This window comes from Serratia sp. GW822-FHT06E05 (assembly GCF_058799445.1).
Map to the genome: position 1 here is coordinate 1 of NZ_JBXALM010000017.1, position 12,115 is coordinate 12,115.

Below are 12,115 nucleotides of genomic sequence, written 5' to 3' on the forward strand. Positions count from 1 at the left end.
GATTTTTTCTCTTCGAACCCCGGAGACTCTGTGAAGTTGTTCACATGTTCCGTGTCGATGGAGGCGCATTATAGGGATCCGAGTTTTTTGCACAACCCCTTTTTTGATCTTTTCTTTTCGTTTGCGCACTTTTCAGCCCTTTCGGGCGGATCTTGCGCGATCAGCGCCATTTTCCTTAGGATCCGTAGCTTCAGTTGGTTGTAATTCCACCGCCAACGTCTAGTATTGCCGGTAAATATGATCCCGACGTGAGGCTATTACCATGTCCGATGCAGTGCGTTCTTATCTTCATTACTCTCCAAAACTGGGTCAACGCGTAATGATCGACCCTTCCAGCGTGGTGATCGGCAACGTTGAGCTGGCCGATGACGTCAGTATCTGGCCGCTGGTTGCCATCCGCGGCGATGTCAACGCGGTAAAGATCGGTCCGCGCAGTAATATTCAGGATGGCAGCGTGCTGCACGTGACTCATAAGTCCGAACATAACCCAGAAGGTTACCCGCTGTTGATCGGGGAAGACGTGACCGTAGGCCACAAGGCCATGCTGCACGGCTGCGCCATAGGCAACCGGGTACTGGTAGGGATGGGATCGATCCTGCTGGATGGTGCAGTAATAGAAGATGATGTGATGATTGGTGCCGGCAGCCTGGTGGCTCCGGGTAAACGTCTGGCGAGCGGTTATCTTTATATGGGAAGTCCGGCACGTCAGATTAGGCCATTGACCGCCGCTGAGTTGGAAGGGCTGCTTTACTCTTCTACTAACTATGTACGTTGGAAAGACGAATATTTGTCTGAAGACATCTGACAAGCGCCCGTTCACTGGCAAGAGAACGGGCACAAGGTTATGCCGCCAACTCGTGGCGCAGTTGGCGCAGTACTGGTTCTATCTCCGGCATCACGCCGTGCCACAACTGGAACGCATGCGCGGCCTGCCCCACCAGCATCCCTAATCCGTCAGCATATTCTGTAGCACCCTGTTGCTGTGCCCAGGTCAGAAACGGCGTTAACCCCTGCTGGTAAAACATGTCATAACAGCGCGTGTTGCCAGTGATAGTGCCAACCGGCAATGCCGGGATCTCGCCGCTGATCCCGGACGCCGTAGCGTTGATCACTAAATCAAACTGTTGTTGATCGAGTTGATCCAGAGGCAAGGCGGTGATTTCACCGAGATGCTGAAAACTTTCTGCCAGCATTTGTGCACGGCTGAAAGTACGGTTGGTGATCGTCATCTCACAACCAAAAGACAACAGCGGCAAGATCACACCCCGTGCTGCGCCCCCCGCCCCCACCAGCAAAATACGATCCTTTGGTTTGATCAGCCCTTGGCGTTCCAGATCGGTCAGCAGGCCGATCCCGTCCGTATTGTCACCCAGCAACCCACCGTCCGGCAGCACCTTGAGCGTATTGACCGCTCCGGCCAACGAGGCACGCTCGCTCAATTCAGACGCAGCCTCATAGGCATGCTCTTTAAAAGGTACCGTGACGTTTGCCCCCTGACCACCAGCGTGAATGAACGCTTGCAGCGCCGTTTCGAAACCGTCCAGCGGTGCCAACACCGTACCATAGGGATGTTCTATGCCAGTTTGAGCGGCAAACAACGCATGAATGCGCGGTGATTTACTGTGGCTGATAGGATTACCGAATACCGCAAACTTCTCCATTCACATTACCTCTAGCCTTGACGGATCTGTTCGCCGGTCAGGGCATCTCTGATTTCTGAAGGATTAAGGCGGCCACCAACGCTGCCGGCTAACACCGGGAAAGCGACGCCAAACTGCTTCTGCACTTCCTCGGCGCTGCGGCAAGGCTCTTGCCCGCTGAGGTTGGCGCTGGTCGAGACCAGCGGTTTCCCGAATCCTCGGCAAAGCTGCTGAACCAGTGGATGATCGCTGACACGTACCGCCAGAGAGTTGAAACGGCCGGTCAACAAGCGCGACGTTTCCGGACGAGCAGGTATCACCCAGGTGACCGGACCGGGCCAACTGGCAAAAATGGCAGCCCGCTGCCGCTCGCTGAGTGCACTGTCATCTATATAAGGTGCTAACTGCGCATAATCGGCAGCGATCAGGATCAGTCCCTTTTCCCAAGGCCGCTGTTTGAGGGCCAGCAATGCATTTACCGCTTGTTCACTGTCAGGATCGCACCCTAAGCCAAATACGGCTTCTGTAGGGTAAGCGATAACCTGCTGAAGATGCAGCGCGTCAATAATGGGTGTAAAGAGAGGAGTGGTATCTGAGTTCATGGCGTCATTATTCTGTGGTTGCTACGGGTTTTCCGCAAAGCTTACTGGCACAGCAAAGGACTGGGCCTTTTGCCGAACGCTTTTCCATCAGCAGCGGGTAGTGGCAGTACTCGCACTCACCGGCGACGGGTTTAAAATTGAGGACAAACTGACATTCAGGGTAGCGATCGCAGGCGTGGAAAACCTTACCATAGCGTGATTTACGCTGCAGCAGTTTGCCCTGACCACACTGCGGGCAGCTGATGCTGGTTTCGTCCGGTTTATCGATGACTTCGGTGTGATCGCACTCCGGATAGTTGCTGCAACCGATAAACATACCGTAACGGCCCTGGCGCAATGCCAGCGTCGCCTGGCATTTGGGGCATTCCTGCCCGTCCAACATCTTGACGATGTGCCCATCGGCCTGCGCTTTTAGCGGTCGAATATGTTGGCACTCAGGATAACGGGAACAGCCGAGAAAAGGGCCGTGGCGACCACTGCGGATCACCAATTCGGCCCCACATTCCGGACAGGGTTCATTTTGCCTGGCGGCAAAAATCGCGGCTTTTGTCATAACTTCTTCTATAGATATTATCGGCTCAGTGCAGATAACCTTCGTTTACTTCAAATAACAGTTCTTCCATTTGCTGATAGGCGCTTTCATACCCAGGGATATTAAACAGCACCATCAGCACTACCCATTTCAGATCTTCGAGATCGAATTCCGTATTATCCAAAGCCATAACACGATCGATAACCATTTCACGGGTTTCGAGGTTCAATACCTGAATCTGCTCCAGGAACAGGAGGAAACCACGGCAACTGGCATCCAAACGCACGCCTTCTTCTTCGGTGTAAATCCGCATGGCCAGCGGATCGGCATCCATAAAATACGGCGCATTTTCGCCTTCCTGCAGGTCAGCGAGTTTTTCTAGCCAATTCAACGCGTTGTAGATATCATCCCGATCAAACCCCGCCTGAGCGAGATCATCAGTCAGTTGATCCTGATCGACGCGCATCTCTGGTTCATTGTGGATATAAGTTTCAAACAAGTACATCAGTACGTCGAACATGGCCTGCCCTCCTTATTCGGACATAGCCGCCGGGTACAGCTGCGATCCACCCTGCTAACTCCAGATCGAGTAATTTGATTACTACCTCTGGCACAGGTTGGCCGGCACGTTCAGCGACGACGTCAACAGGTGTCACCTCATCTCCTACGTTAGCCAACACATCGGCAAATGGCAATTCAACTTCGGCTTCTGACGCACAAATAGTTGTATTTTCGTTCAACGACAGCCAATGCAGGCCGCTTCCCAGCTGTTCCGCGATCTCTTTCGGCCCGGTAACCAGATAAGCACCCTGTTGGATCAGCCAGTGTGTACCCTCACTCATTGGGTTACCCAGCGCACCGGGTAAAGCGAAAACCTCACGTCCCTGATCAAGCGCACAGCGGGCAGTAATCAGCGTCCCGCTGCGCAGAGAGGCTTCAACTACCACCACGCCCAGACTTAACCCACTGATGATGCGGTTACGGCGTGGGAAATGGTCCGGCATCGGCAAATCGGTGACCAAATATTCTGAGAGCAAAGCCCCGCCACTATCAGCGATCTCTTCGGCCAGACGGCGATGTCGGCGCGGATAGATATTGGCCAGGCCACTTCCCAGAACGGCAACCGTATGTCCTTCCGCCGCAAGTGCTGCACGATGGCAGACGCTATCAATGCCAAGAGCCAACCCGCTGGTGATGGTAAACCCACAGTGAACCAGACCGGTGGTAAAGTAATTGCCCCAGTGCTCACCATAGTGGCTAAACTGGCGGCTGCCGACCATAGCGATTTGCGGCTGCTGCACCGCTTCCGGGTTGCCTTTGACCAGCAGCAGCAAAGGGGCATCGTCGATATGAAGCAACCGCTCTGGATAGCCGCTCTCACCGTAGATCCACAGAAAATGGTCTGGCTGTTCCAGCCAGGCAAGCGTGGCAGCCAGATAACGCGGATCCGCCTGGCGAAACTGCGCCTGCTGTCGGGCATTCAGCCCCAGGTCATGCAGCAAGCGGGAAGGTTCTCCACCGGCCCAGACCAACTGCCGTATTATCTGGCTGGCCTGCGCTGTGCCAAGCCCAGTGACTCCGCGCATCCGTAAGCCGATTTCCTGTGCCTGCATCGCCTGTTCCCTCGCAAAAAATGGTGGTATTACCAATTCGAGCAATTGGTGCGCAATGCTGTCAATCAGGCCGGGAAATGTCTAGAATAGAAGCTAAACCTCGTTTATCACTCGGATACAGATCTCAAGATATATGTCAGTATTGCAGGTATTACATTACCCAGACGACCGGCTGCGCAAAGTTGCGGCCCCGGTAAAAGAAGTCAATGCGAATATCCAGCGCATCGTGGATGATATGTTTGAAACCATGTACGCAGAGGAAGGCATTGGCCTGGCTGCGACACAGGTGGATATCCATCAGCGCATTATCGTCATTGACGTTTCTGAAAACCGCGATCAGCGCCTGGTGCTGATCAACCCGGAGCTGCTGGAAAAAAGCGGCGAAACCGGGATCGAGGAAGGTTGCCTTTCCATTCCTGAGCAGCGTGCTTTAGTTCCGCGCGCCGCTAACGTGAAAATCAGAGCGCTGGATCGCGACGGCAAGCCTTTTGAGCTGGAAGCCGACGATCTGCTGGCCATCTGTATTCAGCACGAGATGGATCACCTGGTTGGCAAACTGTTCGTCGATTACCTGTCGCCACTCAAGCGCCAGCGTATCCGCCAGAAACTGGAAAAACTGGCCAAGTTTAACGCGCGCGCCTAACCGATCAGGAAATCAACGTGTCTGACTCTTTACGGATTATTTTCGCCGGAACTCCAGACTTCGCAGCGCGTCACCTTGACGCGCTGTTGTCATCTGGGCACCAGATTGTCGGGGTTTTCACTCAGCCTGACCGCCCTGCCGGCCGCGGTAACAAGCTGACGCCAAGCCCGGTCAAGGTTTTGGCCGAGCAGCATCAGTTACCGGTATTTCAGCCAAAATCACTGCGCCCGGAAGAAAACCAGCACCTGGTGGCCGATCTCAACGCCGATGTGATGGTCGTCGTGGCTTATGGGCTGATCTTGCCGAAAGCGGTGCTGGATATGCCGCGACTTGGCTGCATCAACGTCCACGGTTCCCTGCTGCCACGCTGGCGTGGCGCCGCGCCGATCCAGCGTTCACTCTGGGCCGGCGATAACGAAACTGGCGTCACCATCATGCAAATGGACGTAGGTCTTGACACCGGCGATATGATGTACAAAATCGCCTGCCCGATTGAAGCCGATGACACCAGTGCCAGTCTGTATGACAAACTGGCGCAGCTCGGCCCGCAGGGCATGTTGACCACGCTGCAGCAAATGGCTGAAGGTTCTGCCAAACGTGAAGTGCAGGATGAATCGCTGGTCACCTACGCCGAGAAGCTGAGCAAAGAAGAAGCTCGCCTCGACTGGAGCTTGTCAGCCGTGCAGCTAGAACGCTGCATCCGCGCCTTTAACCCGTGGCCAGTCAGCTATTTCACCATTGACGATCAGCCGGTAAAAGTGTGGCAAGCCACGGTGTTGGAACAAAACGCCAATGCGGAACCCGGCACCGTCGTTCATGCCGACAAACACGGCATTCAGGTTGCTACCGCCGAGGGTATCCTTAACCTGACTCAGCTGCAGCCAGCGGGCAAAAAACCCATGTCGGCACAGGATCTGCTGAACTCACGTCGTGAATGGTTTACACCGGGTAACCGGTTATAAGCCGCCCTCACTGCCCGGCCGATAATCGCCGGGCTGTTTCTTTCTTAATGCCGATCGCTACCCGCTTTAGCCTATGAAAAACAACTACAATCTCCGAAGCATCGCAGCCAAAGCCATCGGCCAGGTGCTGGATCAGGGCCAGTCTCTCAGTACTGTCTTGCCGCCACTGCAAAAATCCATTTCTGACAAAGATCGCGCTCTGCTGCAGGAGTTATGCTTCGGCACCCTGCGCGTGCTGCCGCAGTTGGAATGGTGTATTCAGCAATTGATGGCCAAGCCAATGACCGGCAAACAGCGCACGCTGCACTATCTGCTGATGGTCGGCCTGTACCAACTGCTGTATACCCGCATCCCAGCTCATGCAGTGCTGGCGGAAACGGTAGAAGGCGCCGTCGCGCTGAAACGGCCGCAGCTTAAAGGGCTGATCAACGGTGTATTGCGCCAGTTCCAACGACAGCAGGAAGAGTTGCTGCAACGCGCTGCCAATAATGACAGCCGCTATCTGCATCCAAGCTGGCTTTTGAAACGTATCCAGCAAGCCTACCCCGCGCAGTGGGAACAAATCGTCGATGCCAATAATCAGAAACCACCGATGTGGCTGCGTGTCAGCCGACTTCATCACACCCGTGAAGATTATTTGCAGCTGATGGCGCAGGCGGGTATTGCAGCCGAACCCCATACCGAATATCGCGATGCAATACGCCTGCTGGCGCCATGCGCCGTTACCGACCTGCCGGGATTTGCCGACGGCTGGGTTACCGTGCAGGATGCTTCCGCTCAGGGTTGTGTCGATCTGCTGGATCCGCAAGACGGAGAACAGATCCTCGATTTGTGTGCGGCTCCCGGCGGCAAAACCACGCATATTCTGGAAGCTGCGCCCAAAGCTCATGTCATGGCGGTCGATATCGATGAGCAACGCCTGAGTCGAGTCAAAGAAAACCTGCAACGCCTGCGTTTACACGCCGAGGTCAAGCAAGGCGATGGACGTACACCGCAAGACTGGTGTGGTGATAAGCAATTCGATCGCATTTTGCTGGATGCACCGTGCTCTGCCACGGGTGTGATCCGCCGTCATCCGGATATCAAATGGTTGCGTCGCGATAGTGACATCGCTGAACTGGCTGCGCTGCAGGCCGAGATTATCGAAGCTATTTGGCCACATCTCAAAAAGGGCGGTGTGCTGGTATACGCTACCTGCTCAATTTTGCCGGCAGAGAACGCGGAGCAGATTACCGCCTTCCTCCAGCGCCATCCCGAAGCCCGTCTGGTTGAAACCGGCGATGAACAGCAGCCTGGCCGACAGAATCTTCCCCATCCGGAGGATGGAGATGGCTTCTTTTACGCTAAGCTGATTAAAATGTAGCTATTCAGTATTCAGGGCGCGGCTGTTGCGCCCTTTCAGAAAACCTTCAGCGGTTTCAGTGTGAAGCAGAGAAGCGAATGAAAATAATTATTCTTGGTGCCGGTCAGGTTGGTGGAACACTGGCGGAAAACCTGGTGGGCGAAAACAACGACATTACCGTCGTGGATACCGACTCTGGCCGTCTGCGTCAGCTGCAGGATAAGTTCGACCTGCGGGTTGTTCAGGGCTACGGTTCCCATCCACGCGTACTGCGAGAAGCAGGCGCAGAAGATGCCGACATGCTGGTTGCGGTCACTAACTCTGACGAAACCAACATGATTGCCTGTCAGATTGCCTATTCGCTGTTTAATACGCCGAACCGAATCGCCCGTATCCGCGCGCCTGAATATATCCGTGAATCAGAGAAACTGTTTCAACCTGAAGCGGTGCCAATCGACCATTTGATCTCGCCTGAACAGCTGGTTATCGATTATATCTATAAATTAATTGAATACCCTGGAGCATTGCAGGTGGTGAACTTTGCAGAAGGCAAAGTCAGTATCGCTGCAGTAAAAGCCTATTACGGCGGCCCGTTGGTGGGTAATGCCCTGTCTTCTATGCGTGAGCATATGCCGCATATCGATACCCGCGTTGCCGCTATATTCCGTCAGGATCGGCCGATCCGCCCACAGGGCTCTACAATTATCGAAGCCGGAGACGAAGTGTTCTTTGTTGCGGCTTCACAGCATATCCGTGCGGTAATGAGTGAGCTACAACGGCTGGAAAAACCTTATAAACGAATCATGATTGTCGGCGGCGGTAACGTCGGTGCTGGCCTGGCGCAGCGCTTGGAGAAATCCTACAACGTGAAGCTGATCGAACGTAATCAGCAACGCGCCACGGAGCTGGCCGAACAGCTGCATGACACCATCGTGTTCTATGGCGATGCCTCTGACCAGGAGTTATTGGCGGAAGAACATGTTGATCAGGTAGATGTTTTTATCGCTATCACCAATGATGACGAAGCCAACATCATGTCTGCCATGCTCGCCAAACGCATGGGCGCCAAAAAGGTGATGGTGTTAATTCAGCGTCGTGCCTATGTTGACCTGGTACAAGGCAGCGTCATCGACATTGCCATTTCCCCACAGCAAGCAACAATCTCAGCGCTGCTGGGCCACGTACGTAAAGCAGATATCGTCAGTGTTTCATCGCTACGGCGCGGCGTGGCAGAGGCCATTGAAGCGATTGCACACGGTGATGAGAGCACCTCAAAAGTAGTTGGGCGTATCGTTGAAGATATTAAATTACCGCCGGGCACAACCATTGGCGCCATTGTCCGCGGTGATGACGTAATTATCGCCAACGGCAGCAGCAAAATCGAACAGGGCGATCACGTCATTATGTTTATTACCGATAAAAAGTTCGTTCCTGACGTTGAACGTTTGTTCCAACCAAGTCCGTTCTTCCTGTAGAACGAATTAATTGTCCCATGGTCTATAATCAGGTTGATATTCGTTGCCGTGGGTAAGAAGAGATAAAAACTTTTCTCTGCTTATTGTGGCAAAGGGAAATTGCTTTGTTAAACTTGAGTTATTAATTCTGCAAGGGGTGCGTTCTATGAGTATGATGAAAGAGTTTCGTGAGTTTGCCATGCGTGGCAACGTGGTTGATTTGGCAGTCGGTGTGATTATCGGTGCAGCATTCGGCAAGATCGTATCGTCTTTCGTTGCAGATATCATCATGCCACCGCTGGGTTTACTGATCGGCGGCGTTGACTTCAAACAGTTCCACCTGGTGTTACGCGAAGCTCAGGGCGCAGTGCCTGCAGTAGTGATGAACTACGGTTCATTCATTCAAACTGTTTTTGATTTTGTTATTGTTGCCTTTGCTATTTTCCTGGCAATTAAGTTAATGAACAAAGTACGTCGCAAACAGGAAGAAGCGCCAGCCGCACCACCTGTGCCAACTGCAGAAGAGAAGCTTCTGACTGAAATTCGCGATTTACTCAGTCATCAGCAGCAACCAAAACTGTAAATCAGTTAATCCTGCGCTAATAAAAAGCCATCTAAATCAGATGGCTTTTTTAATGCCTTAAAACCAGAAGGCCAGTGGTAAATTATCATTTGATAGTTTGCCACTGGCCTCCCAATTACCGCCTTTTGCGTGTTTGTCTTTACGCCGGTAGCTGCCTTTCCCTTTGGTATTTTTCTCTACCCGTTGGCGAAATAGTGGATCATGCAACAGTGCCTCAATGGCATTGTCCTGGATCTTACCTTTAGTATGTCGGTATTGAGTCATGGTAATTCACCTTGTTTGTCTATGGTTATAAAACGAGAAGATAATACTGCCAGCAGTATAAAAATTAAAGGGCCGGCAAGCCTGTCAGGCACCCTTTTTCACTTTTTCATCGCTGGCGCCCTGTTCCAGCGCTTCCAGAATCGAGCAATAATTGCTGGTATGTGCGCTTCCGCAGCAGGCATCACTAAGGCGCTTTAGCGACTCACGCATCCGCGTTAATTCCTTAAGCTTGTTCTCGACTTCGCTCAGACGCGCATCGACGATCGACTTCGATTCCTGGCAGGTATGATGCTCAGGATCGACACGGATCGACAGCAGTTCAGCAATGGTTTCCAGCGTAAAACCGAGCTGCTTGGCATAACGGATAAAGCGCAACCGCTGCAGGTCTTGATCGCTGTACAAGCGATAGCCGCCTTCGGTACGAATGTTATGATCCATCATTCCCTGCTTCTCGTAATAACGCACGGTATCCGGCGTCACATCGGCAAGTTTTGCCAGTTGCCCTATCTTAAACATCACTCTTCCTCCGGCGAAAATTTGCTGCTCAATGCTCTCTGATATTCACCGTGTAAAAAATCTGTGCTCATTCCAGCCTGACGAAGACGATGTTCCAACAGGGCCATTCGCTTGCCAAGTTCGGCATAGTCTGGATGTTCGCTATCAATTCCCTGTAGCAAACGGGCAATGTTCAAAGCCTCTTTACGATCTTCGAGCTCAGCAGGTAGATAGCCAGCATTTTTTAGCAGGCGAAAACCTGTTCGCAATTCAGCGGGCACGGCACTGTCATCATCCAACTCTAGAGGCTGCCCCTGGCCGGGCAAGTTATCTAACTCACCTTTCGCCTGCGCATCAAGAATATGGCGCTCCGCCCACTGATCAAGTAGCCACATAACATACTCTCTCAACTGACTAATGAATAGCGTTAGCATAGCGGATAGGGAGGGGGATCTTAAGCCTGGCGGGGAAAGAACGCACGTTTGGCTGATTATGGACGTAAAAAAACCGGGCAAGCCCGGTTTTTTTACGCGTCTACAGATTACTCTGCAGTTGCTACTTCTGCTTGAGACTCAGCACGATCAACCAGCTCGATGTATGCCATCGGCGCGTTGTCGCCTGCGCGGAAGCCACACTTCAGAATGCGAGTGTAACCACCGGCACGGCTCGCGAAACGCGGGCCCAGCTCGTTAAACAGTTTTGCCACGATCTCGTTATCACGAGTACGGGCGAATGCCAGACGACGATTAGCTACGCTGTCGGTCTTGGCAAGAGTAATCAGCGGCTCAACAACGCGACGCAGCTCTTTCGCTTTTGGCAAGGTCGTCTTGATGATCTCATGACGAACCAAAGAGCCGGCCATGTTACGGAACATAGCCTGGCGATGGCTGCTGTTACGGTTCAGTTGACGACCACTCTTACGATGGCGCATGACCTTATCCTTCTCAGTAAAACCTTAACCTGTGATCCGGTTACTCGTCAGCAATGCTTGCCGGTGGCCAATTTTCCAGGCGCATGCCCAGAGAAAGTCCACGGGAGGCCAGCACGTCTTTAATCTCAGTAAGAGATTTTTTACCCAGGTTCGGCGTTTTCAGCAACTCAACCTCGGTACGCTGTACCAGATCACCGATGTAGTGGATAGCTTCTGCCTTAAGGCAGTTAGCAGAGCGGACAGTCAATTCCAGATCGTCAACAGGGCGCAGCAGGATCGGATCGAACTCTGGTTTTTCTTCTTTAACTTCCGGTTGACGTACATCACGCAAGTCAACGAAGGCTTCAAGTTGTTCGGCCAGGATGGTTGCCGCACGGCGGATCGCCTCTTCAGGATCGATCGTGCCATTGGTTTCCATTTCGATTACCAGCTTGTCCAGGTCAGTACGCTGTTCTACACGCGCTGCTTCAACATTGTAGGCAATACGCTCTACAGGGCTATAGCATGCGTCAACCAACAGACGACCGATCGGGCGCTCATCTTCTTCCGAATGAATTCGGGCAGAAGCCGGCACATAACCACGACCACGTTGAACTTTGATACGCATGCTGATAGCAGCGTTTTCATCGGTCAGGTGGCAGATCACGTGCTGAGGCTTGACGATTTCGACATCACCATCATGGGTAATGTCGGCAGCGGTCACAGGGCCAATGCCAGATTTATTCAGGGTAAGAATAACTTCATCTTTGCCTTGAACTCTCACCGCCAGCCCTTTCAGGTTGAGCAGGATCTCCAGGATATCTTCCTGTACGCCTTCTTTGGTGCTGTACTCGTGCAGTACACCATCAATCTCAACCTCGGTCACCGCGCAACCCGGCATAGATGAAAGCAGAATACGGCGCAGTGCGTTGCCAAGAGTATGGCCAAAGCCACGCTCTAAAGGCTCAAGGGTCACCTTGGCGTGCGTCGAACTGACTTGCTCGATATCTACCAGGCGCGGTTTTAGAAACTCTGTCACAGAACCCTGCATTGTGTCCTCTCTTTGGTACTAAGC

General features: G+C 52.9%; 16 protein-coding genes. 6 read left to right on the forward strand and 10 right to left on the reverse strand.

All coding sequences use genetic code 11. From position 1 onward, the window contains the following. The first annotated feature begins 262 nt into the window (after window positions 1-262). A complete protein-coding gene (locus AC1RKC_RS23820) occupies window positions 263-805 on the forward strand; it encodes a gamma carbonic anhydrase family protein (RefSeq protein ID WP_020837217.1) in 543 nt (180 codons plus the stop codon). Between the two features lie 37 nt (window positions 806-842). Here the strand turns inward: AC1RKC_RS23820 and aroE are convergent, their stop codons facing one another. Genes aroE through dprA form a run of 5 tightly spaced genes read right to left on the reverse strand, consistent with a single transcriptional unit; the run spans window position 843 to window position 4,387 of the window. Then, entirely contained in the window at window positions 843-1,661 is an 819-nt protein-coding gene (gene aroE / locus AC1RKC_RS23825; RefSeq protein WP_130017028.1) for a shikimate dehydrogenase, read from the reverse strand. A gap of 11 nt (window positions 1,662-1,672) precedes the next feature. Beyond that, window positions 1,673-2,242 carry an L-threonylcarbamoyladenylate synthase type 1 TsaC gene (gene tsaC / locus AC1RKC_RS23830; RefSeq protein WP_234530914.1) on the reverse strand — a complete coding sequence of 190 codons (570 nt, stop codon included), beginning with the start codon at window positions 2,240-2,242 and terminating at the stop codon, window positions 1,673-1,675. Between the two features lie 7 nt (window positions 2,243-2,249). After that, the gene (locus tag AC1RKC_RS23835; RefSeq protein ID WP_020837220.1) at window positions 2,250-2,795 is read right to left on the reverse strand and encodes a DNA topoisomerase family protein; all 546 of its coding nucleotides are present in this window, start codon (window positions 2,793-2,795) and stop codon (window positions 2,250-2,252) included. A gap of 25 nt (window positions 2,796-2,820) precedes the next feature. Further along, window positions 2,821-3,294 carry a DUF494 family protein Smg gene (gene smg, locus AC1RKC_RS23840; protein ID WP_046372501.1) on the reverse strand — a complete coding sequence of 158 codons (474 nt, stop codon included), beginning with the start codon at window positions 3,292-3,294 and terminating at the stop codon, window positions 2,821-2,823. Beyond that, the gene (gene dprA, locus AC1RKC_RS23845; protein WP_259219774.1) at window positions 3,266-4,387 is read right to left on the reverse strand and encodes a DNA-protecting protein DprA; all 1,122 of its coding nucleotides are present in this window, start codon (window positions 4,385-4,387) and stop codon (window positions 3,266-3,268) included. The genes smg and dprA overlap by 29 nt, the downstream gene beginning before the upstream one ends. 133 nt (window positions 4,388-4,520) lie before the next feature. On the opposite strand from dprA, the gene def reads away from it, so the two are divergent. The 5 genes from def (at window position 4,521) to mscL (ending at window position 9,371) form a co-directional block, all read left to right on the forward strand. Then, complete coding sequence (gene def / locus AC1RKC_RS23850) at window positions 4,521-5,030, forward strand: peptide deformylase (RefSeq protein WP_020837223.1); 510 nt, start codon at window positions 4,521-4,523, stop codon at window positions 5,028-5,030. A 17-nt stretch (window positions 5,031-5,047) separates the two neighbouring features. Continuing rightward, window positions 5,048-5,992, forward strand: coding sequence for a methionyl-tRNA formyltransferase (fmt, locus tag AC1RKC_RS23855; RefSeq protein WP_259219773.1), 945 nt, complete (start codon window positions 5,048-5,050; stop codon window positions 5,990-5,992). Window positions 5,993-6,065: 73 nt separating this feature from the next. After that, the gene (gene rsmB / locus AC1RKC_RS23860; RefSeq protein WP_259219772.1) at window positions 6,066-7,355 is read left to right on the forward strand and encodes a 16S rRNA (cytosine(967)-C(5))-methyltransferase RsmB; all 1,290 of its coding nucleotides are present in this window, start codon (window positions 6,066-6,068) and stop codon (window positions 7,353-7,355) included. 77 nt (window positions 7,356-7,432) lie between these two features. Continuing rightward, window positions 7,433-8,809, forward strand: a complete 1,377-nt coding sequence (gene trkA, locus AC1RKC_RS23865; protein ID WP_020837226.1) for a Trk system potassium transporter TrkA — start codon at window positions 7,433-7,435, stop codon at window positions 8,807-8,809. A 145-nt stretch (window positions 8,810-8,954) separates the two neighbouring features. Then, window positions 8,955-9,371 carry a large-conductance mechanosensitive channel protein MscL gene (mscL, locus tag AC1RKC_RS23870; protein WP_020837227.1) on the forward strand — a complete coding sequence of 139 codons (417 nt, stop codon included), beginning with the start codon at window positions 8,955-8,957 and terminating at the stop codon, window positions 9,369-9,371. 57 nt (window positions 9,372-9,428) lie between these two features. Here the strand turns inward: mscL and AC1RKC_RS23875 are convergent, their stop codons facing one another. The 5 genes from AC1RKC_RS23875 to AC1RKC_RS23895 form a co-directional block, all read right to left on the reverse strand. After that, entirely contained in the window at window positions 9,429-9,635 is a 207-nt protein-coding gene (locus AC1RKC_RS23875) for an alternative ribosome-rescue factor A (protein WP_020837228.1), read from the reverse strand. An 84-nt stretch (window positions 9,636-9,719) separates the two neighbouring features. Then, on the reverse strand, window positions 9,720-10,151 hold the full coding sequence (gene zntR / locus AC1RKC_RS23880; protein ID WP_020837229.1) for a Zn(2+)-responsive transcriptional regulator: 432 nt from the start codon (window positions 10,149-10,151) through the stop codon (window positions 9,720-9,722). After that, entirely contained in the window at window positions 10,151-10,525 is a 375-nt protein-coding gene (locus AC1RKC_RS23885; protein WP_041415730.1) for a DnaJ family domain-containing protein, read from the reverse strand. Before AC1RKC_RS23885 ends, zntR begins: the two co-directional genes overlap by 1 nt. 146 nt (window positions 10,526-10,671) lie before the next feature. Beyond that, on the reverse strand, window positions 10,672-11,061 hold the full coding sequence (gene rplQ, locus AC1RKC_RS23890; protein ID WP_004929726.1) for a 50S ribosomal protein L17: 390 nt from the start codon (window positions 11,059-11,061) through the stop codon (window positions 10,672-10,674). A 40-nt stretch (window positions 11,062-11,101) separates the two neighbouring features. After that, window positions 11,102-12,091, reverse strand: a complete 990-nt coding sequence (locus AC1RKC_RS23895) for a DNA-directed RNA polymerase subunit alpha (RefSeq protein ID WP_002919219.1) — start codon at window positions 12,089-12,091, stop codon at window positions 11,102-11,104. Window positions 12,092-12,115: the final 24 nt, after the last annotated feature.

Coding starts and splice junctions, on each gene's coding strand:
- AC1RKC_RS23820 (WP_020837217.1), top strand. CDS start 263: ATGTCCGATGCAGTGCGTTCTTATCTTCATTACTCTCCAAAACTGGGT.
- smg (WP_046372501.1), bottom strand. CDS start 3,294: ATGTTCGACGTACTGATGTACTTGTTTGAAACTTATATCCACAATGAA.
- AC1RKC_RS23885 (WP_041415730.1), bottom strand. CDS start 10,525: ATGTGGCTACTTGATCAGTGGGCGGAGCGCCATATTCTTGATGCGCAG.
- dprA (WP_259219774.1), bottom strand. CDS start 4,387: ATGCAGGCACAGGAAATCGGCTTACGGATGCGCGGAGTCACTGGGCTT.
- AC1RKC_RS23835 (WP_020837220.1), bottom strand. CDS start 2,795: ATGACAAAAGCCGCGATTTTTGCCGCCAGGCAAAATGAACCCTGTCCG.
- rsmB (WP_259219772.1), top strand. CDS start 6,066: ATGAAAAACAACTACAATCTCCGAAGCATCGCAGCCAAAGCCATCGGC.
- aroE (WP_130017028.1), bottom strand. CDS start 1,661: ATGGAGAAGTTTGCGGTATTCGGTAATCCTATCAGCCACAGTAAATCA.
- AC1RKC_RS23895 (WP_002919219.1), bottom strand. CDS start 12,091: ATGCAGGGTTCTGTGACAGAGTTTCTAAAACCGCGCCTGGTAGATATC.
- tsaC (WP_234530914.1), bottom strand. CDS start 2,242: ATGAACTCAGATACCACTCCTCTCTTTACACCCATTATTGACGCGCTG.
- trkA (WP_020837226.1), top strand. CDS start 7,433: ATGAAAATAATTATTCTTGGTGCCGGTCAGGTTGGTGGAACACTGGCG.
- rplQ (WP_004929726.1), bottom strand. CDS start 11,061: ATGCGCCATCGTAAGAGTGGTCGTCAACTGAACCGTAACAGCAGCCAT.
- zntR (WP_020837229.1), bottom strand. CDS start 10,151: ATGTTTAAGATAGGGCAACTGGCAAAACTTGCCGATGTGACGCCGGAT.
- AC1RKC_RS23875 (WP_020837228.1), bottom strand. CDS start 9,635: ATGACTCAATACCGACATACTAAAGGTAAGATCCAGGACAATGCCATT.
- def (WP_020837223.1), top strand. CDS start 4,521: ATGTCAGTATTGCAGGTATTACATTACCCAGACGACCGGCTGCGCAAA.
- mscL (WP_020837227.1), top strand. CDS start 8,955: ATGAGTATGATGAAAGAGTTTCGTGAGTTTGCCATGCGTGGCAACGTG.